The organism is Microcoleus sp. A6-C6, assembly GCF_036705955.1.
Classification (GTDB): domain Bacteria; phylum Cyanobacteriota; class Cyanobacteriia; order Cyanobacteriales; family Microcoleaceae; genus Microcoleus.
Genome location: NZ_JAUBVR010000037.1, coordinates 14,476 through 37,831, shown reverse-complemented (window position 1 = coordinate 37,831; position 23,356 = coordinate 14,476). Strand labels below are relative to the sequence as shown.

Here is a 23,356-nt window from a genome sequence, read left to right as displayed (position 1 = left end):
ATATTGGATAAAGTGCGCGATCGCAGCTATCGGGATCATGAATCGCCCTTGACGCATCTCAATCATCCAGCAGCAAGTCGCGGAGGAAATAAAAGCGATCGCGCCCTAAATTCTCGCCTTTAATTCGCCCTGCATAACCTGTCAGCGGAGAAGAAAGTTCTACTAACATTTCGTGCAACTCTTCGCGGGACAACTTCTGCGGTGGGTTAGACATTGAATACGCGCCGCTAAGAACATCCACACTTGCTCGTTCAGAACCAGTATTTTCGTGATATTTTTTCAGAATATCCAGAACGTGCGATCGCACTTTAAGCTTTTCCCAAACTCGCTCAATATAACGATTCACTTTAAGATCAGCATCTTCGCCAAACGGTTCTTGCTCTAAACACGGTTTTAAGTCTAATAAATTAACCGCTCCTGGGTGTTTAGCTTTCAATTCAACAAGTTTTTGCAATGTTTCAGGGCGAATGACATTCATGTGGTTTCCGATAGCAGTTTGTTTAGCGTGTCTATTTAACTGACCAGCGGCCATAATTATCTTAATACAGCAGTTGTATTGTTCCTGAAGATGCTTGTGTCCTAACTTGATAAGTTGCGCTGGCGTTCCATCAGCTACAGTTTCACTTTTGGTAGCTTTGCATTCTCCCACTACCTGATAGGGAGTTTCACAGTAGAAATCTAAGCCGCCAGCGCCGCCGGTTGATTCAGGATCGAGACTGGCTTCTGGTTTGCTGTTAGAATTTCCGAAACCTAGCTTGATAAAACCTTTGCGGACTAATTTTTCAAAGCCGTTACCGTCGCTAGAATTGCCGATTTGTGAAATTGTTTGAATCCAACCTAAATCTGGATCGAGTCGTGTTGTTGGTGATTTTTCCGACCAACCGAGAAACATTTTGAGTTCTGCATCTAGTTGTTTGGCTTTTGGGTTGGTGGTGGATAAATGCACTAATGCACTTTGCAACTCTTCCAATTCTGGATGTTCGGGAGGCTCTAGTTTTTCCAGTTGTTGACGGCGTTTAGCAAAGATAGATTCGCTCAAAACAGGCGTTGAATCAGTCACAGTTAGGGATTTTGGCAAAGATACAAAATTGCCGCTGGGATGCACTGGCATTTCCAGCGGCTGAGGTAGCAGATAAACGCGAAGATGAGCTAGAAAAATATAACGACGCTGCTGGAGAATTTGCTGTAGCGCCTCTGTTTTCCAGATGGTTAACCGCGATAAAGCTTCTAATGATTCTGGATCGTTTAGTATTTGGCAAAATTCGCACCTAGCCCAAGCTTTTATCAAAACCGTCTCAGAACTTAACTGAGAAAATGAGGTTTTAGCAATTGGTAAAAAACTCGATCGGTAGTATTGCTCATGGGGTAGCAAATTAATCGAGATATTGGCTGGATATAGGGCAAATGACCGACCACGCTCGATGAACACGCGAGGCATGGCTGCAATCACTCGCCCTTCGATTAAGGCTTCCACATCTGGCGCAGGTAACTGCAAAGCCGTATCAACAAAAACAGAATAACTCATCCACTTATTGACCTAATAATTTATCAAGTGCTTCGTCGAGGTTGTTAATTTCCGTTGTATCAGATATGAAGGTACTTTCAGCTATCTCATTTTCATCAACTAACCCATCAGGAATCTGACCCGATGGATCGCTAAGAATTTCACAAATTATATAATTTTCAGTCGCGAGTTTTTTCTGAACAATAAACTCCCGTATTTTCTCTTCGGTTACATCGTACTCTGTGCGAGCTTTGTTGACCAAATAAATGGCTAAGAGAGGCTTGATATCTTCACTTGCAAGCTTGACAAATTCTCCACCTAGTTCTTGAGAAAGAAGTTTATCCAAACACTGTTTTCCTACAGTCTTCGGTTTAACATCTTTAGAACGAACTAAACAACCGCGAGTCATATCAAACTTTTGATACTCAATTAATCGCTTTAATGCGGCACTGACAAACTTTGCCCCAGATTCTTGGACAACTGCTACTACTATCTTGACAGACTTTCCATTTTCTTTGCCTCGAATTCTAAAATCGAGATAACCTTTGTCTACAGCTTTAGTTTGTACCTTTTCAATCTCCTCAACTTGCACTCGTTCCACAGTCTCCCCTTTGACTGCAAGGAAGGCGAAATATAGAGCCTCGGCTAAAATATCGCTATCGTCAAAATATTTTTCGATTGTTTCCTCAAGTGCATTCAGTTCGTTGTTAAAAGCAAGTTCAACTTGATGGAGTGGATCTGCTGCTTTTGGCGGTGGAGTAGGATCGTCAGGTACTTTCCAATTCTTAGCACACTCCTCTAAAACCTTTCTGACAATTAATTTTTCTTTTCCCAGTTCTCTTAATTCACCTTCATGAAAAGGATAAACGGGATAAGGTGGAGTTAAACCTTTACTGTCATAAAATTCTTTGAGCCATTGAGAAACTAGAGTCACTACATCATCAGCATTCAGATACTGTAAATCAAAAATCTTTTCACCCATTCTAGCTGTGACTGACTCAGCCTGGGGTAATGCTCTAATTTGAAATTGCCAAGTTTCATCAAACATAGCTGTCATTAAGACACCTCGTTTAATTTTACCGTACAGGTCTTTTACTAAGAGCGCGACGACCTGCGCCCTGTTGAAACCAGCTTCATTCCGATCTACACTCTCTAACTCATCAAAGCCAATTACTAGAGTTCTGTAATCACCGATTAAGTCTAAAATTTGGCAAACAGTCTGAAATGCTTCGCCTTCTTTATCCTCTTCCGTAGAATTTGGTAAACCCATTGCATCAGCTTGTGCTTGTGCCAAAGCTTTTCCAGACAGCCAGTTGGTTGCAAAGCTCACCTTATCTGAAGCAAGTGTCCACAGAATAGCCTGGATCAAATAAGGATTTTCGATGTTTGACTTCAGTTGAAGCACTTTTTCAGTTAAACGATCGACTAATTTAGGATTTTTAGCTAATGCCCCCGAAAATTGCTTGACTAAATTTTGAGGTATGTGAGTTTTTCCTAATGCCTCATTTATCAAAGCAGTTGCTAATTCTTGCCACTGCATTACGCCTTCGTTACCAATCTGTTTCAGGCTTAAAGACAAAGTGTTTAGAAAGTTAGCGTGGACTCGGTTTAAGTTTCCATAGTCTACGTCGCTCATATAAACAAAGAAAGAACCACCTTCATCCAGAAGGCGGCTGCGAATCCGACTGATTAGGTGGCTTTTTCCTAGACCTTTTTCAGCTTTGATCGTGATGCCACTAACTGTACGATACCCCGCGCGGATTTGCTCTATCGCCTGAAAGATAGCATCAGAGGCATGAGCATTGATAGAAGGAACGTCAGGAAAACTTGGCTTCCAAATATCATTGCTCCTGACTATTAACGATCTGTCAAAAGGGTTTTGACTTGTAATAGCTTTATTGAGGTCGGGGATTGAGGAGTGAAAGTCATTCATCGTTTTGTGCGTGTGTGAAGATAAAGGAGCGAATGCACTACTAACTCAAGTTAATTAGGTTAAACGCTTGACATAGCAGCGCAAACCGTTCACTTTTGTGGTGATAGAATCTTCGATTTTGTCGGGGGCGCTGTCTTCTACACTGCCACCTATAAGTTGGAGAATATCTTGAGCCTGCATTTCCAAAAGCCACTCATTGAACTGAGATCGCCCTACCCTTTCCCCAATTTCTCGCCGCATCCGATAAATCGGCACTAAATCGTCTAAGTTATAATCCCGGTTCAAGGTGTCGTACACATCGATCGCCAAAGCCTTAAAATTGTCATAGGATGCGATCGCCCCTCCAGCCTTCTTCCCCGTCTCCACAGCAACACCCGCCGCACCATCCTGATGCCGAATCCACTTCAGCAAAGCATTTCCCAGCCGAGTACCGATTTGAGAACCATCAAACTCAAACAGAGAATCGGGACTTTGCAGGCCATCCGCCAAAACCTCCTTCCCCTTCGCGCTCAACTCCAACCGCGTCACCCGATTTACCAGCGAATACTCAATCGCCCCAGCTTCCTGCAACTCCGCGAGCACTCCCAGATATTTCTGACTCGTCTCATTAGTGCGAACAATCCGCTTAGTCAAATCGCCCTTTTTAACCGGAATTTGACCTGCGCCCAAATCCCACAAATTCAGTAACACTCGAACTTTCGCCTTCGCATCCCAAACCGCTTGCTCTTGGGGTGTCAAAGTTTTAGGCACCGCAATTTCATTGTTCTCAGACATATTCATACCTTCTAATATCTATTGTTAGTATCAAATTTTACCAGAAATTTGGCTGAAAAACATCTAAACTTCTCAGCAAAATAACGCACGAGGCTGCGCACAACATACAGCAAATTTCATTTAAAAATCATTGGATTGACTAAAATTTGCTTATTTGATACAATGACTGGTTGGGCGATCGATCGCACTTCAAAATATCTACAGTCAATAAGATCGATCGTACATTTCAATCAAAACAATCCGCATCCAAGCCGGCTACAGCTTAGCAACCTCAACAAAAATAGCGCTCCCAACCGCAGTCAACCACCAGCAAATCAGCTTAACTGCGACTTTAGTTCAATGCCCGATTCTGTCTTTAGAAAGACGCATTCAACCAACACATCTCGTTACATTGCAATGGCAATCAAAACATTCAACAACACTTTACCCATGAAAACTATTCCCGACCAAATTGCAGACATCAAAGAAAAACTGCCAGATTTGACTCCCACCCCACCCGGTTTAACAGCCCAAGTATCCAGCCACGACCTCAAAGCCCGCTTAGATTGGGGCGAACCCGGACTCACAATCATCGACGCCCGCGACTTTGAAAGCTTCGACAAAAGCCGCATTACTGGCGCCGTACCGATGCCAATCGACGAATTAGTAGAGCGCGCAAAATCCAGTCTAGAGCCAGTTCGCGACATCTACATCTACGGCGAAACCGACCAACAAACAGCAGAAGCAGCCAATCTTCTCCGCGCAGCCGGCTTTAGAAAAGTCGCCGAACTAAAAGGCGGAATTCCAGCTTGGAAAGCCATCGACGGCCCCATCGACGGCGCTGTAGAACACGGTAATCCAGGCCCCGACGCCTACAACGTTTTCTCTCGCCTGCAACAGCACGCCAAAGCCCAGAAAACCAACAAATAATCTCACAGAATACCTAGATACCCGACTTCTTGAAGATGTCGGGTATTTAACAAAACAATTTTTTTGTAATAAGGACTGGAACCCTCTCTAAAAGCTTGTATTCACTCAGCACTAAAGTCCTTAGTACAAATTTAATGGCGCTCGTATAACCGGACTATTTCTTAACAATCCTGGACGCAAAAAGTGCTTTGACACACTACTTATAGCCTAAGGTGCGGCGCCCTCTACATAAACAGTGCGTCCAAGACTGATTAACACTCATTCCTCGCGTCCAAAAATGCTTTGACTTCCCTTAAAATTTGCCGATTCCCATCAAAAGTAATCAGCTTAACTGCATCCTCAAAGGAAGTCCAAGCCGAATTTTTAACTTCCTCTACTTGCAACTGAACTTCCATTGAATTTACAAAAGCCAAAAAGTAAGTAACAGTCTTTTCAATTGATTCTCCTTCCTTCGCAGAGGAATAATGTTGCACCGAACTAGGCTTCCCTTCCTTAACAAAGGAATAACGTTCCACAAAACTAGGCTCCTCAAGCACTTCACAATCGCGGATGCCAGTTTCCTCATCAAACTCCCGCTTCGCCGTTTCTAGCGCCGATTCCCCCGGATTCGCGTGACCTTTGGGAAACGCCCAATGTCCGGCTTGATGTTGAATCAACAAAAATAAACTATCAGTTTCAGTCGCAAAAACTGGCACAATCCCAAAAGCTTCATCTTTCATCTTTCTTCTCTTTCCTATTAACTATCGTGTGCTTATTATAGTCCGCGAATGTGGACTTCGTGTGTGTAGTCTCGAATTCTATTCGCCCGAAACTACAATTCCCAACCCAACCTAGTCGGCTGTTGATAAACCCGCTTCAAAGTATTAACATCCCTCGCAGAAATAGCCGGAGGATTCCGCACCTGAGAAAAATAAAGCACATCAGTTTCCAGCAAACTGTGGCCCCAAATTCCCAAAGCGTGTCCCAACTCGTGCCGCGCCGTCGCCGGAACATACTTACCCACTTGATTCGGATTCAAATACACCGAAAACCGATGAGATAAAACAGTTTTATCCCCATCCCGACGATTGTACAACTCATAGGTAGATTCCCCAGAGCGCGATCGCAAAACCCCTTGACGCAAAGGCGGAACCTGACGTAAAATTCTAATATCAGCCACCTCGGAACTATCCACCACTTCCAAAGGCAAATAAACCCCCCATTCCCGGACAACATCCAAAACAGCCGTTATCCATGCTTGAGACTTATTAGCATCAACCGGATCAACATAAACCTGAATCGGAAACTTCGACCACAGCAAATGACCGACAGTCGGCGGTTTAACCTGGTCAAAATAATCACCGCTATCCGTTGCATCTTGCCAATTGGCCAGCATTGGCGGCAAAGCGTGAACCTGTGCAGCCGGCCAACTATTCGCCAGAGGAGAAAGACTCACCGCCAGAGTATTAACCTGAGTAAAAATTATCAGGCTAAAACAACATAAAGCCAATCCAAAACCGAGCAGCAATCGAGCTTTTATCGTAACTTTCCACAACCGCATTTTTATGACCACAGATACACAAAAACAAACGCAGATAAATTCAGATTATATCAACTTCATCTGCGTTCATCTGCGTTTATCTGCCTACATCTGCCGTTAAAAATCCTAATCTTACAACTTAGGAGTCAACCAACCAGCACTCAAAATTACAGTCAAACCCATAAAAACAATACACAAACCCCAAGTAATTCGGTTCAGACTCGTTTCCGCACTCTTGGCGCTCGTAAACAATTGAGCTTGGCCACCAATCCCTCCAATGCCATCGCCTTTAGGACTGTGTAGCAACACCAAAATCACAAGTCCGAAAGCAGACAAAGACCAGATAACTTGTAACACAGCAACAATATTCATAAACAAACTCGGTAAGTGGGAAACTCAGAGACTTTAGTCCTGAGAGGGAAACTCAGAGACTTTAGTCCTGAGAGGGAAGCGGCTCGGCGATTTCAATCGCGTTGAATCTTTCCATTACCGCCTTGGGATTGGTTGGTTCGGTGTGCTTTTGTACTACACTTTCAACGGGACAGTTACCGTTTCAAATCTCCCAATCCTGTACGCATAATGTTTGGCATTTCTGCCTCTCCCTTGCGGGGGTGATGTTAGCTTCGCCAATGTTATAAGGGCTTGTTGGGCTTGTGACACTGTTCCAGGGACTTTAGAACTGTTTAATCACAAGCGACAGAGCAGAAAACTAGCTTCGCATTCGCTGGTGTCGTGACCTAAATAACGTAGTCAGTTAAGACTTAGGCTGGTCAGAATAGCTTGTTAGATTTCTCTTTCAAGCTCAGTGGCTTTAGCCCTGAGTTCCTGACAATTCGGGGTAATTGGTAATTAGTAATCGGTAATCTATGATTATATCAAATTTGGTCGATCGCACACAACATCACTTATGGACACAGCACTGCCTTTCCGAAAGTGTCAACAATCGCCTGGAAATCTTTGTATATCTCGTTCGCAGCCAAGGCCAGATCCCCCCTAGCCCCCCTTAAGAAGGGGGGAACCGGAGTTTTCTCAAAGTCCCCCTTCTTAAGGGGGATTTAGGGGGATCTAGACTTGGATACAAACCAGAGATACAAAGGTTTTCAGCCTTAACTTGACACCTCTGGGCACGGTGCTGTGTCCCTGCGTGTATCCTGACTTGCTACAGCCGCACCCGCACCGGAGTGCGATTAGCGCGAACTTCAAACTCAGCCGGCTCAATCATAGAACGTCCCGTCATCTCCGGCGGCTGAGGCAACCTCAACAGCTCCAGAATCGTCGGCGCAATATCAGCCAAACAGCCGTCCGCCCTCAGAGGAATCTCAGTTCCATGAGCCGGAATCTTCAGACCTTCGCCCTCTATCAGAATAAACGGCACCGGATTAGTAGTGTGAGCAGTCCAAGGATTCCCATTCTCGTCGAACATCACCTCAGCATTTCCGTGGTCAGCAATAATAATTGCCGTTCCTCCAGCTTTACTAATGCCCGTCAACAGCCGCCCCAAACATTTATCCACAGTTTGAACCGCAATTATCGTCGCATCGATCATCCCCGTATGACCAACCATATCCGGGTTAGCGTAGTTAAGCACCACAAACGAATAAATCCCCTTGGATAAAGCCGCCAGCGCCACATCCGTCACCTCAGCGGCGGACATTTCCGGCGCCTCATCGTAAGTCGCCACCATCGGACTCTGCACCAACTCCCGGTCTTCCCCCTCAAAAGGCTCTTCCAGACCGCCATTAAAAAAATAAGTCACATGAGCGTACTTTTCAGTTTCCGCCGTCCGCAACTGCCGCAAACCGTGCTTAGAAATCACCTCGCCCAGAATATTGTTCAAATTCTGCGGTTCAAAAGCCACGAGTACCGACGACAGTTTTGGGTCGTACTGAGTAAAACTCGCAAACGCCAGTGGCTCAATTAACTGCCGTTCAAACCCATTGAAATCGGGCGCTACAAAGGCCTGAGTCAACTCTCTAGCCCTGTCCGGGCGAAAATTGAAGAAAATCATCCCATCCCCGGATGCCACAGATCCTGGGGTAATCCGAGTCGGAATCGCAAACTCGTCGGTCACTCCTTCAGCATAGGATGCCTGCAACACATTAACTGCCGATCGACCATCAGGTGCGCCCTCAATCGTCATCACCTCGTAAGCCCGCTGCACCCGATCCCAGCGTTTGTCCCTGTCCATCGCGTAATAGCGGCCGCTGATGGTAGCAATCCTACCCACTCCTACCTGTTTGATATAACCTTCAATCTTGCCTAGAGCTTCCACGCCCTCTTTCGGAGTAGTATCGCGGCCGTCTGTAATCGCGTGGATACAAACCTCAGAAATTCCCTGTGCCTTTGCTAGCTTTAGCAAACCCAAAATATGACTCAGATGCGAGTGTACTCCGCCCTCGGAACAAAGACCAGTCAGGTGCAACTTGCCGCCCCGACGGCGCACTTCCTTGCAAAGTTTAACCAGCGCCCGGTTTTCGAGCAAAGAACCATCTTCGACAGCATCCGAGATCCTTACCAACTCTTGAGGAACCACGCGGCCTGCGCCCAGATTTAAGTGACCGACTTCCGAGTTGCCCATTTGCCCGTCTGGAAGCCCTACCGCCCGGCCCGATGTGTGAATCAGAGTTCTGGGATAAGCTGCCCAGAGACTGTCCATCACGGGTGTTTTCGCTAAGGCGATCGCATTTCCGTCTTTTGCTTCACGATAACCCCAGCCGTCTAGAATAATCAGCACTACAGGAGATACAGAGGTTTGTGCCATGCGAATACCTATTTACAATAATTAATTTCTCGATCGTCATGATTTCCGATTTTGCGGAACATCTTCCGCTCATCAGTTTACAGATTTTTGACGCTTCGGCCCAACAATCCCAACCAAAATTCCCTCAGCCGCAGCATTTTGGGAACTAATTTCAAGCTGCTTTGCTGTTTGTTTAATTGATTGCCTTGCCTTGAACTGTGAATCTAAACTCTGAGACTGTTACCCGATCGCATCAACAGCGGGCGGATTTTCACATAGAGTTTAACGGTCTGTGGGTCTTGAAACACTCAAAACGATACCACACTTGGCTGCGTTTTGCTACTGCCTCAAGAAATAAATTCAACTACAAATTGCCTGTTTTGACTCCGATGCTGTTATGCGATCGAGGTGCTGAGAACTCACATCGGGCAAGAATTTCATCAACTTAGTTTTTGGCTGATTTGATTGAGCCTGCACATCACCGCCCCACTGAGCCAACTGCCACCGCAGCGGCCGCAGAAATAATTTGGGCGATCGCGCTCATCCGCTGGAGAATCACTTTTCATACCATAGAAATGCCTTGATTGATTCAATAATGTCGAAAAGCGCTCGGCATTAAAATCCTAACCGGTTGCAAAAACCCAACGCCCCTCCAATATCAAATCGTCAAGATTAACTTGGCAATTTTCAAGTGATCGCATAACATCGAACAGATAAACTTAAAACGACAACCTGCTTTAATTGTAGAGTCTGGTTGGCGCGGAAATTAAGCATTTAGGGGCGATCGGCAATGCACAAACTTTTATATTTTGCGACTATAGGACTACTAGCTTTCTCGATCGGAGGCTGCGGCGACGGGGGCAGCAACACAGCCAGTCCCAGCCCCAGTCCCAGTACAGCTTCTCCGTCTCCGGCAGCCTCCGGCAGCCCCACCCCAGGAACTCAGACTTTCTCGTCCCCCATCGTCGCGGCCCAGCCACCAGGGTTAATTCGATCGACCAATCCCGACGAACGCGCCAGACAAGCTCAAACAGGCATTGGCGACAACAAGAACCAGGCTAAAAAAACACCCGCTGGTCAGCCCCTATCCCAAGGCCCATTGACGCCAGCCAATACCGGTCTGTCAGACCCCTTTGCAGTCCTTCCCCCGATCGCAGTTCAAAACCCAGCCGGATCTGCCGAAGTCGCAGCAGGGCCGATGACAGTCAATCTGTTGCCCAAACTGCCACAGCGACTGGTTGCCACGATCCCTACACTGCCAGAGCTATCCCGCCCAGTCCAAATTGGAGGAACTAAGCTCAGAGGCCCGGCCGCTCCCCAAATCAATCTCAGCCCGACAGCAAAAGGCGTTGTCAGCGAGTTCAGGACGCTTCAGGCTCTGCTGGATGACACCACAAAATATTCTGAGTACGGTACGGATCTGGGGACATTAGTCAGGACTATTTACGGAAAAGAAGGAGAAAAGAATTCAACCAGACGAGAGTTACTCCTAACTAACCGGCCATTCTTCCGAAGAATAGAAAAGACCCTGGATGAATATGTGACAGCCTCTAGGTTGTGGAACCTTTACGGAGACAAATCACCTGCTGATGCTCTCCGGTGTTCCATCGTGCCCGAAATTGCAGAGGCAATTGAGGTATATCGACCGCCGACAGAAAGAAGGGGGGAACTGTCCTGCGTGACGCGAATAAATTTGCTGCAAGCAGTTTGGCGGCAGGGCAAGAATAGACTTGATGCAGCCGTCCGCGATCAAGACTATGAGGGGCGAACCATAGCAAAAGCACCTATTCTGCCAGTTCTATCCGAAACCCCGACAAATCCTGAGCCCGCAGGCGAGAAGGCCCTAGGTCGGGAAGTAGCCTCGTTGCCACAACTACCAGGGCTAAACCCCCCGCCAGTAGGACGCCGCCCAGCAGGAAATCCGCTAATAGCAGCCAGACAATTAGGAGATCCTTCTCTGCCGGGAGGCGAAGGCGCGCAAGTTGGCTCGCCGCGCCAAGTTCCAGCGCTGAATGCTCCGAATTTGGGCCGTCGCGCCGCCGGCGAGCCTAGCCTGCCCGGAGGAGATGGCTCGCAAATAGGCTCGCCGCGCCAAGTTCCGGGGCTAAATACGCCGAACTTGGGCAGTCGTCGTCAAACTCCAGCAACAACTGCCGGTACAAATCCGCGTACCGGTACAAATCCGCGTACCGCTACGAATCCGCGTACCGCTACGAATCCGCGCCGTCCAGCACCCCCGCGGCCGCCCCAGCCAATTGCAGCTAGACCCCTAGGAGTGCCGAATCTGCCACCGCTGCCAGTAGATAAGCGCCCGCCCCAGTGGGTAGACCCCAATCCGCCTCCGATCCAGCAAGCGCCGGCAGTTCCTCCACCGCCTTCTACCGACCTCGCTACAGGTACTGAAGTCAGCGGGGTAGTAAAAGTTGGGAACGAGACCCAAGTGATTGTTAGAGTACCGAGTGAACCAACAAGTCGATATGTCAAAGTAGGACAACGACTGTCTAACGGGCAAGTTTTGGTGAAGCGGGTTGATCTTAAGTCAGGAGGAGATCCGATCGTGATTCTGGAGCAAAACGGCGTTGAGGTAGCCAAATCAGTTGGGGAAAAAGCCCCAAGTCGCGATCAAAAACCTGTGAATGCCGTGATTAGCCGTATGCCAAATGCTAATAAGGTGACGGGGCGCTAAAAATTGACGATCGAGCCGGAAAAATGCTAAAGGCAAAAACTCTTAATTTTTGCCTTTTTGTATCCAGGTCTGATATCCGAGTCTGAAAGTAAACTTAATATAGAGTTAGTGAAGCTCTGAAAAATCACCATTAGGTATGAAAAAATATGGGATATTTCAGCAAGTCTTAGCTTCTCTAAAATCTCTATTACTATTTTGAAGTCAAAGGAGATTTCCCATGCTCGGTTCAATTCAAAAATTAGGGATGGCGATATTAGTTGCTTCTTGTATCGGCGGCGTCGCTAATCTCTTTAATCCCCAGCCCTCAATGGCTCAACCAAAAGACGAAGCAAAAAAAGAAGAAGGCAAACGCCCTCCCGTCTGCCAAGGCAACCCTCCTACTGGGAGAGTGAAATGTAATTATGAGGGGGCCGACAACTACGAGGGAGACTTCGTGAACGGCTTGCCCGACGGCAGGGGGCTCTATGTATACGCTAATGGCGATCGCTACGAAGGACAGTTTAGGAATGGAGTTCCTAATGGTAGAGGGACATTCATTTTTAAAGATGATGCCCGCTACACAGGCGTGTTCCAAGACGGCACGATGAGATCGGGGACTGTCGTTTTTGCCAACGGCGAGCGCTACGTTGGAGAGTTCGCAGTCGTGATCAACGTGACAACTAAAGTCATTAGTAGTCAACCTGCTGGGCGGGGTCAGTTTTTTTACTCTAACGGCGATCGCTACGAAGGACAATTCTTTGCAGGCTCGCCCTTTGGGCCTGGGGTATTAGTACGCAAAGACGGTACTCGCTGCTCTGGTAGGTTTTTTAATCCAGAACTTGATGCTTCTGTTACCTGCAATTATCCTAACGGCACGCGCTATGAAGGAGAATTGCGAAAGGGACTGCCTCATGGTGTCGGGACGATGATCGATGTTAATGGCAGGCGCTTTCCAGGGGTATTCCGTAACGGCAAACCCGGACTGTCGTAAAGGATAAATTGAGCTGTCAAGGCAAGTTTTGACAGGACATCAGACAAAAGGCAAAGGACAAAGCAAGATAATATCCAGAAACGCATAGGAGAAAATTGATTAATGATTTCCCCTTTTAAAACCAGTGGAATCGCTCTATTAGTTGCATCAGTGTTGGGAATTGGTAGTTACGCGACTTATCCCTTGCCTTCAATGGCGCAAGCAGGAGGAGGAGCTAACAGCGGTCGTTGTGTGCCTGCGATCGCTACGGGTAGAGTTAGGTGCGATTACGATAATGGCGACAGCTACATCGGAAGCTTCGTGAACGGTTTGCCCAGCGGCACTGGGGTATATGTATACTCCGGTGGCGATCGCTATGAGGGGCAGTTCCGTATGGGGCAGCCAAACGGTCGAGGACAATTTATCTTTAAGGACGATGCCCGCGTCGAGGGTGTCTTCCGAGATGGCAAAGTTAGCTCCGGGACAGCTATTTTTACTAATGGCGATCGCTATATTGGGCCGTTTTCTCTCGATCGAAAGGTGGGTGTGCCAACTGGACAGGGGCAATTCATTTTTGCTAATGGCGATCGATTTGTCGGTCAATTCTTGGGGGGCAAGCCTTTAGGTGCAGGAGTGTTTACCCGCGCCGACGGTACCCGGTGTTCGGGACAGTTCTTTAGTCAAGAACTCGATGCTAGGGGTACTTGTTCGTTTTCTAATGGTATTCGCTACGAGGGAGAGTTGCGGAAGGGATTGCCCCACGGCAAAGGCACAATTATTGATACCCGTGGCAAGCGTTTTCCGGGAGTGTTCCGCGACGGCCAGCGGCTCGAACGATAAATCTGGAATTAATGCGATGGTTAGCAAGTGAGCAACGGCTAAACAAACAGAATACCCACCTCCCCGACTTCTTTAAGAAGTCGGGGATCTCACAGAAAAGCGTTGATCCTAAATAATATCAGGATCGACTCCTAACTCTCGCAACTTCGCCGCCAATCTTTCAGCCCGTTGGCGCTGCTCGTCAGCCCGTTGGCGCTCCACCGCAGCTTGCTGTTCAAGTTCCTGCGATCGAGCTTGTTCTTCTTTAATCAACCCTTCAACTAATGGCGGAAACAGTATTTCATTCACTGACAATATCAGATCGGGAAATACTACAGATACCATTTGTTGCCCCGGCACAAAATCTGTTTGCGTATAAATTTCTTCACCTTCAATAAAGGCTAAAACTCGCACCACTTGCTTGTTAGGTGTCGGGTCAACAATCACATATTCTGGCACGTTAGCTAGTTCGTACTCGGCTCGTTTAATAATATAATCTGCCCGCCGATTTTGACTCACTACCTCTATCACTAACAGCGGCTTTTCTTCAAAATCGAGGATGCCAGCACCTGGTCTAGCAGCAGCTTGTTCCAAAAGAGTTTGAGTGCAAACAACTACATCAGGAATGCGGGATTTATCTTCTTCTGTCCTCACTCCCAAGCTTGTTTTTGCTACTAAATCAAGATTATGTTCAGCTAGATAACGCTGCAACTTATAAACTAAATATTCGCAAATTTTGATGTGTAAAACTGTTGCTGTTGGCATCGGAATTAATTTGCCTTTGTACAGTTCATATTGTAAATCGGAATCAGTTTGATAAAATCGGTATTCTTCAAACGTCAAGGTGGGTGAAGTATCAATTTGCTTTGATTCAACAACTGGCACTACAGATTGAGACATATCTTTTCACCGATGTCGATATAATTCTATTATATTCAATCTGCCTCGATCTGTGTGCATTTGCGGTTAAAAATTCCCAATTATCGATCGCACTCGCCACCAGAATTGTCAGAAAATAGTTGAATAGTGTAAAATCAATTTTGCGATCGCCAATTTAACTCGACCTCACCCTTCAATACACCATCCGATGCGCTATGTCAATCAAAAAAATTCTTTCCATAGCCCTGTTAGTTTTCATCCCCATTTCCATCGCCGCTGAGTATTTGCACTGGGGTTCCCTCACAGTTTTCATCACATCCGCTTTAGGCATTATACCTCTGGCGATTTGGTTGAGCACGGCAACAGAAGAAGTGGCGATCGTCACAGGGCCATCCATAGGCGGCTTATTAAATGCAGTCTTCGGCAATGCTACGGAATTAATTATTGCCATAGTTGCCCTAAGAGCTGGCTTAATTGACATCGTGAAAGCCAGCATCACCGGCACAATTATCAGCAACTTACTCTTAGTTATGGGATTTTCCATGCTGCTAGGAGGAATCCGTTACAAAGAACAAGAATTCAAGCCAATTATCGCGCGGGTGAACGGTTCCACCATGACTCTCGCAGTGATTGCGATTCTGCTGCCGACAATGGTAATTTACACATCCAATGGAGTCGAACCCGCAGCGATTCAGAATCTTTCGTTGATAACTGCGATCGTCCTAATTGCAGTTTACGCGCTAACACTGCTATTTTCCTTAAAAACTCACAGCTATCTTTACGAAGTCAGCTTGCTAGAACTAGAGTCAGAAAATCCTCAAAATGATGAATCCACCGCGCACAAACCGAATTTGTGGCTGTGGATAGGGGTGCTAGTTGCTTCAACTATTGCCGTTGCTTTTGAATCAGAAATTTTCGTGGGTGTTGTCGAAGAAACTACCAAAGGATTGGGATTGACACCGCTGTTTACAGGGGTTATTTTGTTGCCGATTGTGGGCGGCGCGGCCGAATATGTAACTGCGGTGGGAGTTGCGATGAAAAACAATATGGATTTGTCAGTTTCTGTCGCAATGGGTTCGAGTTTGCTAGTTGCTTTGCTGGTAGCGCCGGTGTTGGTGATTATCGGTATAGTGATTCATCAGCCGATGGATTTAAACTTTAATCCGTTTGAGGTGGTTGCGGTTGCCATTGCTGTGACAATCGCTAATCTAATTAGTCTCGACGGACGTTCTAATTGGCTGGAAGGAGTGCTACTTTTAGCAACATATATTGTGTTAGCTGCGGCATTTTACTTTCACCCAGTTACTTGAAGTAATAGACAAGATTGTAGAAGTTATTTGCATCAAATTTTGGGACAGGCTAGAAGCCCATCCCACAAGAAAAAAAATTGTGGGATGGGCATCTTGCCCGTCCTAAAAAATTTTCCCCTAATGTAAAAATCTTGTGGGATGGGCATCTTGCCCGTCCTAGCTATTTTTGCAATCTTTTATAATGTTTAAAATGCGACTAAATCGCGCCACTTGTCTACAGTCTTGTTTCCGACTCCTGGCAAGTTTTCCACATCCTCCCAAGACTGAAAAGGCTGTTTTTCCCGCGCTGCAATAATTTTCTGGGCTAACTTCGGGCCTACTCCTGGCAAAGTTTCTAATTCTTCCTGAGTTGCGCTATTCAAATTAACTAACTTTTTGCCAGAAATTTGAGATTTAGCATCGGCAGATTTTGATGCTGCTTGCACTGATTCGCACTCTTTTTTTTTCGCGTCAATTCTCTGTTTGATGCGGTGGGGAATTCCCAAGATTGCACCTTTGTACAGCCGATCGAACTCCCGGTCAAAATGGGCCCCAATTACCGGGCTGTCGATCGCCAATAATGTCTCATCATTCCCGTGATTTGCAGCCTCACTCCAGTTGTGAGAGCCTGTAAGCACCGTTTTGCCGTCGATCACACCGAATTTGTGGTGCAGGCGATCGCCCATTGGCAACAGCGGCACTCCCACCGTAGCGATCGGCTTTCTCCACGGGCGATTGTCAGATTCCAACCGGCAATCTTGCATCAAAGTCCCCCCCATCATGTCTAAACCTTCGCTGTAAGGGCGATAAATAAAATTTGAGTCGATCAAAGCTCGCACCGCCACACCGCGCCTAGATTCAAGTTCTAGAGTATTTGACAACCGTTGAGCAGAAAATACAAACAGTGCCAAATTAACCGACTTTTTCGCACTGCCCAAGTTTTTGTTAATCAAACTGTTAACGCTTTGTTCCCAAGGCAAAGTCGCACTTGTTGGTGAAAATTGCACCGCAATAGTTGCATTACCAACTATCACTTTTTGGACTGGGCGAAACGGTTTCTTGATCCCAAATTTGCTATCCGGTTTACCTCCTGGCCCGTCACCCCACATGATGTTAAATTCTTGAGTAAATATTTGCGCTAATTTAGGGCTGGCAATTTGCAGCAAATTGTTCGCATTGCCGCGACTGGCTGCTGTTTTGAAATCGCCGTGGATATCGCTAGTTGTAAAATTAGCAGAAGTTACTATAACTATTTTGCCGTCAATTACTACAAATTTGTGGTGCATTAAACCGCTACCTTTACTTCCATCAGCAGTATCATCAATTACAGGAATTCCGGCATCTTTGAGAATTACAAAAGCATCATTTTGCTTGATTTCTTCCGGGCTTAATTTGCCGTCTTTATTGGTATCGGCGAGTTGCAAAAATTCGCTGTAGCGATCGCGCTCTCGATCGGGTAACTTCACTAACTCCTGGGCTGTATAATCGCTCCAAGGACGATTGTACAGATGTTCGACAATTAATCTGACTTTAATTCCCGATCGCGCGCGATCGGCCATTTGTCGCGCAATACCGGGCAAGCGAAACTCTTGAACCGCCACATCTACCGTCGATCCAGCACTGGCTACTGCCTCGGCGACCAACTTTTCTAAATCATCCCCAGGTCTAGTTTGCGCGCGATAAGGCTCCGTATAACTAGAAGTGAGGGACTGATTGAAGTATACTTGCAATAAGGGGTCTTGAGGCAACGGAGCCGGACTGGGAGGTAAATTCTGCACGTCATGCTTGGCTTGTCCGCAGGCCGTCAGGGCGATCGCCAGCAGTCCAGCACAGCAAAAACCTGGTAAATTATCATAAAGTACAGTCACAAAAATTTTAAATTTTATTGAGGTCATCGGTCTATTCACAGTTCAAAGATATTCGATCAAGCAAAGTTAAAACTATTAAATTTATGAAACGGAATAGATTTTGCGTCTTGTAGAACTGCCACGATGCCGGAAGCATCACTGGTAGGGTAGCAGCATTCAGGGGCGTGGATCAAACCCGATACTGCTGCTTTATGGCTAAAAGAAAAACAATTTTTGATTGCGGTCACAAAGGATATGGTAAAGCGTGCCATCGCTGCACGCAAGAGTTGATGGCGCAGCAGCAATATGTTGAAATGCTGGCAGAAAAACAAACCAAAAAACAAGAGAGGGAAGCATCATTTGCTAGAGATGCGATCGATCTCAGAGGTCTGCCAGACCATGTAGTTACTAAAGCTCGCGCTATTATAGCAGCTTTGGGGGAAAATAAGAATTACAGAGATTTCGGAGGCAAACGTCTGCGTCACAACCGCTGGATTGTGAGTATTCCTGTAACACGCAACTACAGAATGCTTTGTGAAGATTGCGGCACTTTCTTAATTCCCCAAAAAGTTTTGTCCCACGAAGAGTACAACGTTTGTAAACCAGGAAGTCATTAAACAGTTGACAGTTGATAGTTGACAGTTGACAGTTGGGAGTTGACGGTGGATAGTTGGGAGTTGACGGTGGATAGTGGACAGTTGGGAGTTGGGAGTTGGCATTTGGCAGTTGTTATCAGTCATAATTTAACAATCATGAGTCATTAGTCAATAATCATTAATGCCTTTAGGATAAGTGCCTTATTCATTAGGTAGTCATTCATTATTAGTTCATCATTTAATTAAAGCCATGCAAATTTACCTTGACTATAGTGCCACAACACCCACACGCCCAGAAGCAATTGATGCTATGCAAAAAGCTCTAACTCAACATTGGGGGAATCCTTCTAGTTTGCACGAGTGGGGACAAAGGGCGGCGACTGCTTTAGAATTAGCCAGAATGCAGGTTGCTAGCTTGATTAATGCGCTACCAGAATCGATGATTTTTACTTCGGGCGGTACGGAAGCCGACAATTTGGCAATTATGGGAGTTGCCCGTCTTTATACAAAACCGCAGCATATCATTATTTCCAGCGTAGAGCATTCGGCAGTATCAGAAACGGCGCGACAACTAGAAGAATTGGGATGGGAAATAACGCGATTACCAGTCGATAAATATGGGCGAATTCATCCTTTGGATTTGCAAGAATCATTGCGATCGCACACAGTGCTAATTTCGATTATCTACGGACAAAGCGAAGTTGGTACACTGCAACCAATAGAGACTTTAGGACAAATTGCGCGCGATCGCAATATCCTGTTTCACACCGATGCAGTTCAAGTTGCCGGCAAATTACCGATTGACGTGCAGAAACTGCCCGTAGACTTGCTTTCGCTTTCCAGTCACAAACTTTACGGGCCGCAAGGTGCAGGGGCGCTGTACGTGCGTCCAGGACTCGAATTGGTGCCAATGTTCGGCGGGGGCGGGCAGGAGTTGAAACTGCGTTCAGGGACGCAAGCATTGCCCGCAATCGTGGGTTTTGGAGTGGCGGCGGAGTTGGCTTTGCAGGAAATGGATGTGGAAACGCCGAGGTTAATTGCATTGCGCGATCGACTTTTTGACCAATTATCTGACATACCCAGTTTAGTCCCCACGGGCGATCGATATTACCGACTGCCGCACCACACCAGTTTTTGCATCGTCTCCCCATCCTGTCGCCCTTACCAAAAGAGAGACACAGAGAGAATTACAGGTAAAACTATGGTGAGACAGCTAAATTTAGCCGGAATTGGCATTAGTTCCGGTGCGGCTTGTAGCAGCGGCAAACTCACACCCAGTCCGATATTATTAGCAATGGGATATGATGAAAGTGGCGCGGTTGGTGGAATTCGCTTGACACTGGGACGCGAAACCACGGAAGCTGATATTGATTGGACGGTAATTGCGATCGGGCAAATATTAGATAGATTAATGCCCAAAGTAGCATTGTGCAGGCATTAGAAACAATCTAAGAAACCGGGTTTTTTCCAATATCTTCGCATCTCACCAAAGATTGTCGCAAAAACCTGGTTTCTCGGTACCCACCCATTCTTCATCCGCGTCCATCCGCGTAAATCCGCCAACATCTGCGGTCAAATTATGAAAAGACTCGTATATAATTAAAATAGAACAGAGTGGAGTCAAAGCTATGTCAACCACAGAAAAAGTTCGCTGGACAAGCGCTGATTTAGAATTATTACCTGATAACGGCAACCGTTATGAAATAATCGAAGGAGAATTGGTTGTGACAAGAGCACCTCACTGGGGACATCAAAATATTGTTGACAATGTTTGTGCAGAGTTAAACATTTGGTCGAGACAGACAGGTTTAGGTAAGGCTGCAACAACTGCCGGTCTGATCTTCACCGATAGTGATAATGTGATTCCTGATGTAGTTTGGGTAAGCTATGAACGTTTAGCACAAATATTAGATGAAGCCGGACATTTGGCGGGTGCACCGGAGTTGGTGGTAGAGGTGATGTCTCCCGGTGAAGAGAATGAAAAGCGCGATCGCCAATCCAAGCTAAAATTATATTCAGTTCAAGGCGTGCGCGAATATTGGATATTTGATCGCATACAGCAAAAAGTAGAAATTTACCGTCGGGAAAACGGAGTTTTGAAATTAGCGATGACTTTATTTAAAGAAGATAACTTAAGCAGTCCTTTGTTACCAGATTTTAGCGTGTCAGTAGCCACATTGTTTGCGTAGATATTAACCAAAGCACAAATATAGGGTTTTTTCCCATCTCTTTCATACATCCTGTAGGGGCGGGTTCACCAACAATAATTGCCTGAAACCAACAATCTCAAAAACCCGCCCCCACCCAACGATAAATCATCATGTACATTTTTGCGATGCGATGCAAATTTCAGGTTAATGTAGGTTATCGGTGGTGGCGGGGCGGGTTTATCTAAATGGTTGATAATTGTTATATATTGTTGGTGAACCCGCCCCTACAAAATAACCCTCAACCATGATAAAATAAATCCGATCTTATTCACAACTCCCCACAATGGAAGAAAACCGCGCCCAAGCCTACCTAGAACTAATTCACACCCTGCTGAATTGCGCCAGCGGAGACGAACCGCAGATATTGCAAGATAATATAGAATTGTTGGATGTCGAATTTCTGGAAACTTGCGAGAAAGTAGCAGAAAAAATGGCACAGCAAGGAGGAGAAAACGGCGCTAGCTTCCTGCGAAATCTGATTAGTCAGCTATCACAATTAATCGACATCAACGATGGCGATAACTCCGAAGATATAAATCCCCAAGAGTATGCAAACTTTATCCTAGAATTATTGCAAGCAGAAGATGCTAGCAATAGCAATGCAGCAGTAATTCACCCCATGCTAGCCAAACGAAAACATCTCCTAAATGCTCGTTTTCCTAACATCTTAGAGCAAGTAGTGCAGAGGTTAATTGGTGGCGAAAATGCCCAAACCATTGAGTCAATGATCGGCCTCGTTGAAGACTTGACGATTAATATTAGCAATTTTTCGGGTGGGAATAGAGCGAATAATATTGAAATTGCCATTGCTGCTTATCAGATTGTTTTGAATAATCGGCAACCGGGAAGCGAAAAATTTGCTCAAACTCAAAACAACTTAGCTGCTGCTTATATTAGCAGAAAAAAGGGTTCGCGGGCGGAAAATGTGGAAATGGCGATCGCCCTTTATGGCGCTGCTTTAACAGTCTACACCCTTGAGGCTTTCCCGGAAGATTGGGGAATGGCTCAAAATAACCTAGCTGCTGCTTACGCCAACAGAATCAACGGTTCGCGGGCGGAAAATATCGATCGCGCGATCGCATTTTTTGAGGCTGCTTTAACTGTTCGTACCCCTGAACAGTTTCCTGAAGATTGGGCTATGATTCAATATAACCTAGGTAATGCCCATAATGACAGAATCAACGGTTCGCGGGATGAAAATCTCGCAAAGGCGCGATCGTTTTATGAAGCAGCTTTAACAGTATATACCCGTGAGGATTTCCCTGAATATTGGGCAATGATTCAAAAGAAGCTGGCTAATGCCTAATGTGAGGCTGCTTTAACAATCTCAGAAACCGGGTTTTTTCCGATATCTTCGCCTCGCATCGAATATCTTCGCAAAAACCCGGTTTCTCGGTATTGACTAACTTGTAGTAAAATTGGTTTGCCGGTTGTTTGGCCCCCTAGAATCGATCGGTTTGTCCTCAAGCCCGCCGGGGATTTAAATCCCCGTCTCATAGCGCAAGTCGGTTGAAACCGACTGAATAAAATCATGAGAATTTTGATTAAAAAATAGATGCTTCAGTCCTCTTTTAGAGGACTTACGCTATGAGACGGGGGTTTTCAACCCCCGGCGGACTCGTGGCTGAACGTGGGAATTGTGGCGCGGATAATAGCATTGAATTATTGCAGATTTAGCAACGATCGAGCGCCGTTGTTGGAAAATTCAAAAAACGGTCGATCGCACTTTTGCCAAATCTCAGAAACCGGGTTTTTTCCGATATCTTCGCATCAAATCGAATATCTTCGCAAAAACCCGGTTTCTCGCCACCACGCACCATCTCAGAAACCGGGTTTTTTCCGATATCTTCGCATCAAATCGAATATCTTCGCAAAAACCCGGTTTCTTGCCACCCATCAAACCAATCCCAACTATGATAAAATAAAATTCGGTGTTATTCAGAGTTCCCCACAATGGACGAAAACCGCGATCGAGTCCACTCCGCAGGTGAAGATTCCCAAGAATATGCAAAATTCATCCTAGAATTATTGCAAGCAGAACAACATAGCGATATTCAATTAATTTACTCAATGCTTGCTCAACGGCAACATCTCCTCAATGCCCGTTTTGCCGAGACTTTACAGCAAGTAGCCCAGAATTTAATTGCCCAAAATCTAGAAACAATTGAGTTAATTGTCGCCCTCATTGAAAATTTGAGTATTCATATTAAAAAATTTCCCCGTGGCAGTAGATCGAATAATATTGAAATTGCCATTACTGGTTATCAAATAGTTTTAAACAATCGGCAACCGGGAAGCGAAAAGTTTGCTCAAACTCAAAATAACCTAGCTAATGCCTACAGTAACAGGATAAACGGTTCGCGGGCCGAAAATCTGGAACGGGCGATCGAGTTTTATGAGGCTGCTTTAACAGTCTATGCCCTTGAGGATTTCCGTGAAGATTGGGCAACGACTCAATATAACCTAGCTATTGCCTACAGTGACAGGATAAACGGTTCGCGGGCCGAAAATCTGGAACGGGCAATCGAGTTTTATGAGGCTGCTTTAACTGTCTATACCCTTGAGGATTTCCCTGAATATTGGGCAGATACTCAAAATAACCTAGGAGAGGCCTACAGAAACAGAATAAACGGTTCGCGGGCCGAAAATCTGGAACGGGCAATCGAGTTTTATGAGGCTGCTTTAACTGTCTATACCCTTGA

Annotated in this window: 20 protein-coding genes; 10 read left to right on the top strand and 10 right to left on the bottom strand. The window is 45.9% G+C overall.

The window, feature by feature from the left end:
• Positions 1-58: 58 nt before the first annotated feature.
• From QUB52_RS16400 to QUB52_RS16390, 3 genes are all read right to left on the bottom strand, one after another.
• Complete coding sequence (locus QUB52_RS16400; protein ID WP_332973964.1) at positions 59-1,525, bottom strand: DUF1802 family protein; 1,467 nt, start codon at positions 1,523-1,525, stop codon at positions 59-61.
• 4 nt (positions 1,526-1,529) lie between these two features.
• Positions 1,530-3,044, bottom strand: a complete 1,515-nt coding sequence (locus QUB52_RS16395) for a hypothetical protein (protein ID WP_332971228.1) — start codon at positions 3,042-3,044, stop codon at positions 1,530-1,532.
• A gap of 447 nt (positions 3,045-3,491) precedes the next feature.
• Complete coding sequence (locus QUB52_RS16390) at positions 3,492-4,211, bottom strand: hypothetical protein (RefSeq protein ID WP_332973967.1); 720 nt, start codon at positions 4,209-4,211, stop codon at positions 3,492-3,494.
• Between the two features lie 135 nt (positions 4,212-4,346).
• Here QUB52_RS16390 and QUB52_RS16385 point away from each other — a divergent pair, with 135 nt between their 5' ends.
• Complete coding sequence (locus QUB52_RS16385; protein WP_332973969.1) at positions 4,347-5,120, top strand: rhodanese-like domain-containing protein; 774 nt, start codon at positions 4,347-4,349, stop codon at positions 5,118-5,120.
• Positions 5,121-5,371: 251 nt separating this feature from the next.
• Here the strand turns inward: QUB52_RS16385 and QUB52_RS16380 are convergent, their stop codons facing one another.
• The 5 genes from QUB52_RS16380 to QUB52_RS16360 all read right to left on the bottom strand — a co-directional run bounded on the left by QUB52_RS16380 (position 5,372) and on the right by QUB52_RS16360 (position 9,945).
• Positions 5,372-5,839 (bottom strand): bis(5'-nucleosyl)-tetraphosphatase, encoded by a 468-nt coding sequence (locus tag QUB52_RS16380; RefSeq protein WP_332973971.1) that lies wholly within the window; start codon positions 5,837-5,839, stop codon positions 5,372-5,374.
• A gap of 92 nt (positions 5,840-5,931) precedes the next feature.
• The gene (locus QUB52_RS16375) at positions 5,932-6,660 is read right to left on the bottom strand and encodes a peptidase (protein WP_332973973.1); all 729 of its coding nucleotides are present in this window, start codon (positions 6,658-6,660) and stop codon (positions 5,932-5,934) included.
• Positions 6,661-6,771: 111 nt separating this feature from the next.
• Positions 6,772-7,011, bottom strand: a complete 240-nt coding sequence (gene secG / locus QUB52_RS16370) for a preprotein translocase subunit SecG (protein ID WP_332973975.1) — start codon at positions 7,009-7,011, stop codon at positions 6,772-6,774.
• 787 nt (positions 7,012-7,798) lie between these two features.
• Positions 7,799-9,400: a 2,3-bisphosphoglycerate-independent phosphoglycerate mutase gene (gpmI, locus tag QUB52_RS16365; RefSeq protein ID WP_332973976.1), complete on the bottom strand. Its 1,602-nt coding sequence runs from the start codon at positions 9,398-9,400 to the stop codon at positions 7,799-7,801.
• A gap of 419 nt (positions 9,401-9,819) precedes the next feature.
• Complete coding sequence (locus QUB52_RS16360) at positions 9,820-9,945, bottom strand: hypothetical protein (RefSeq protein WP_332976214.1); 126 nt, start codon at positions 9,943-9,945, stop codon at positions 9,820-9,822.
• A gap of 224 nt (positions 9,946-10,169) precedes the next feature.
• Between QUB52_RS16360 and QUB52_RS16355 the strand changes: the two genes are divergently transcribed.
• The 3 genes from QUB52_RS16355 (at position 10,170) to QUB52_RS16345 (ending at position 13,854) form a co-directional block, all read left to right on the top strand.
• Entirely contained in the window at positions 10,170-12,065 is a 1,896-nt protein-coding gene (locus tag QUB52_RS16355) for a hypothetical protein (protein WP_332973979.1), read from the top strand.
• A 217-nt stretch (positions 12,066-12,282) separates the two neighbouring features.
• Complete coding sequence (locus QUB52_RS16350) at positions 12,283-13,035, top strand: MORN repeat-containing protein (protein ID WP_265234173.1); 753 nt, start codon at positions 12,283-12,285, stop codon at positions 13,033-13,035.
• Between the two features lie 102 nt (positions 13,036-13,137).
• Positions 13,138-13,854, top strand: coding sequence for an MORN repeat-containing protein (locus tag QUB52_RS16345; RefSeq protein WP_332973980.1), 717 nt, complete (start codon positions 13,138-13,140; stop codon positions 13,852-13,854).
• A 108-nt stretch (positions 13,855-13,962) separates the two neighbouring features.
• Here the strand turns inward: QUB52_RS16345 and QUB52_RS16340 are convergent, their stop codons facing one another.
• A complete protein-coding gene (locus QUB52_RS16340; protein WP_332966924.1) occupies positions 13,963-14,733 on the bottom strand; it encodes a Uma2 family endonuclease in 771 nt (256 codons plus the stop codon).
• A 194-nt stretch (positions 14,734-14,927) separates the two neighbouring features.
• On the opposite strand from QUB52_RS16340, the gene cax reads away from it, so the two are divergent.
• Entirely contained in the window at positions 14,928-16,022 is a 1,095-nt protein-coding gene (gene cax, locus QUB52_RS16335; RefSeq protein WP_265234177.1) for a calcium/proton exchanger, read from the top strand.
• Positions 16,023-16,207: 185 nt separating this feature from the next.
• Here the strand turns inward: cax and QUB52_RS16330 are convergent, their stop codons facing one another.
• Positions 16,208-17,896 (bottom strand): DUF655 domain-containing protein, encoded by a 1,689-nt coding sequence (locus QUB52_RS16330; RefSeq protein ID WP_332973982.1) that lies wholly within the window; start codon positions 17,894-17,896, stop codon positions 16,208-16,210.
• Positions 17,897-18,060: 164 nt separating this feature from the next.
• Here QUB52_RS16330 and QUB52_RS16325 point away from each other — a divergent pair, with 164 nt between their 5' ends.
• From QUB52_RS16325 to QUB52_RS16305, 5 genes are all read left to right on the top strand, one after another.
• Positions 18,061-18,465, top strand: coding sequence for a DUF7682 family zinc-binding protein (locus QUB52_RS16325; protein ID WP_265234179.1), 405 nt, complete (start codon positions 18,061-18,063; stop codon positions 18,463-18,465).
• A gap of 229 nt (positions 18,466-18,694) precedes the next feature.
• On the top strand, positions 18,695-19,885 hold the full coding sequence (locus QUB52_RS16320; protein ID WP_332973983.1) for a cysteine desulfurase family protein: 1,191 nt from the start codon (positions 18,695-18,697) through the stop codon (positions 19,883-19,885).
• A 187-nt stretch (positions 19,886-20,072) separates the two neighbouring features.
• Positions 20,073-20,633: a Uma2 family endonuclease gene (locus QUB52_RS16315; RefSeq protein ID WP_265234181.1), complete on the top strand. Its 561-nt coding sequence runs from the start codon at positions 20,073-20,075 to the stop codon at positions 20,631-20,633.
• Between the two features lie 304 nt (positions 20,634-20,937).
• A complete protein-coding gene (locus tag QUB52_RS16310; RefSeq protein WP_332973985.1) occupies positions 20,938-21,960 on the top strand; it encodes a hypothetical protein in 1,023 nt (340 codons plus the stop codon).
• A 647-nt stretch (positions 21,961-22,607) separates the two neighbouring features.
• Positions 22,608-23,356 (top strand): tetratricopeptide repeat protein (locus QUB52_RS16305; protein WP_332976212.1); only part of this gene is annotated, 749 nt, incomplete at its 3' end.

Coding starts and splice junctions, on each gene's coding strand:
- QUB52_RS16400 (WP_332973964.1), bottom strand. CDS start 1,525: ATGAGTTATTCTGTTTTTGTTGATACGGCTTTGCAGTTACCTGCGCCA.
- QUB52_RS16395 (WP_332971228.1), bottom strand. CDS start 3,044: ATGCAGTGGCAAGAATTAGCAACTGCTTTGATAAATGAGGCATTAGGA.
- QUB52_RS16390 (WP_332973967.1), bottom strand. CDS start 4,211: ATGTCTGAGAACAATGAAATTGCGGTGCCTAAAACTTTGACACCCCAA.
- QUB52_RS16380 (WP_332973971.1), bottom strand. CDS start 5,839: ATGAAAGATGAAGCTTTTGGGATTGTGCCAGTTTTTGCGACTGAAACT.
- QUB52_RS16375 (WP_332973973.1), bottom strand. CDS start 6,660: ATGCGGTTGTGGAAAGTTACGATAAAAGCTCGATTGCTGCTCGGTTTT.
- secG (WP_332973975.1), bottom strand. CDS start 7,011: ATGAATATTGTTGCTGTGTTACAAGTTATCTGGTCTTTGTCTGCTTTC.
- gpmI (WP_332973976.1), bottom strand. CDS start 9,400: ATGGCACAAACCTCTGTATCTCCTGTAGTGCTGATTATTCTAGACGGC.
- QUB52_RS16360 (WP_332976214.1), bottom strand. CDS start 9,945: ATGAAAAGTGATTCTCCAGCGGATGAGCGCGATCGCCCAAATTATTTC.
- QUB52_RS16355 (WP_332973979.1), top strand. CDS start 10,170: ATGCACAAACTTTTATATTTTGCGACTATAGGACTACTAGCTTTCTCG.
- QUB52_RS16350 (WP_265234173.1), top strand. CDS start 12,283: ATGCTCGGTTCAATTCAAAAATTAGGGATGGCGATATTAGTTGCTTCT.
- QUB52_RS16345 (WP_332973980.1), top strand. CDS start 13,138: ATGATTTCCCCTTTTAAAACCAGTGGAATCGCTCTATTAGTTGCATCA.
- QUB52_RS16340 (WP_332966924.1), bottom strand. CDS start 14,733: ATGTCTCAATCTGTAGTGCCAGTTGTTGAATCAAAGCAAATTGATACT.
- cax (WP_265234177.1), top strand. CDS start 14,928: ATGTCAATCAAAAAAATTCTTTCCATAGCCCTGTTAGTTTTCATCCCC.
- QUB52_RS16330 (WP_332973982.1), bottom strand. CDS start 17,896: ATGACCTCAATAAAATTTAAAATTTTTGTGACTGTACTTTATGATAAT.
- QUB52_RS16325 (WP_265234179.1), top strand. CDS start 18,061: ATGGCTAAAAGAAAAACAATTTTTGATTGCGGTCACAAAGGATATGGT.
- QUB52_RS16320 (WP_332973983.1), top strand. CDS start 18,695: ATGCAAATTTACCTTGACTATAGTGCCACAACACCCACACGCCCAGAA.
- QUB52_RS16315 (WP_265234181.1), top strand. CDS start 20,073: ATGTCAACCACAGAAAAAGTTCGCTGGACAAGCGCTGATTTAGAATTA.
- QUB52_RS16310 (WP_332973985.1), top strand. CDS start 20,938: ATGGAAGAAAACCGCGCCCAAGCCTACCTAGAACTAATTCACACCCTG.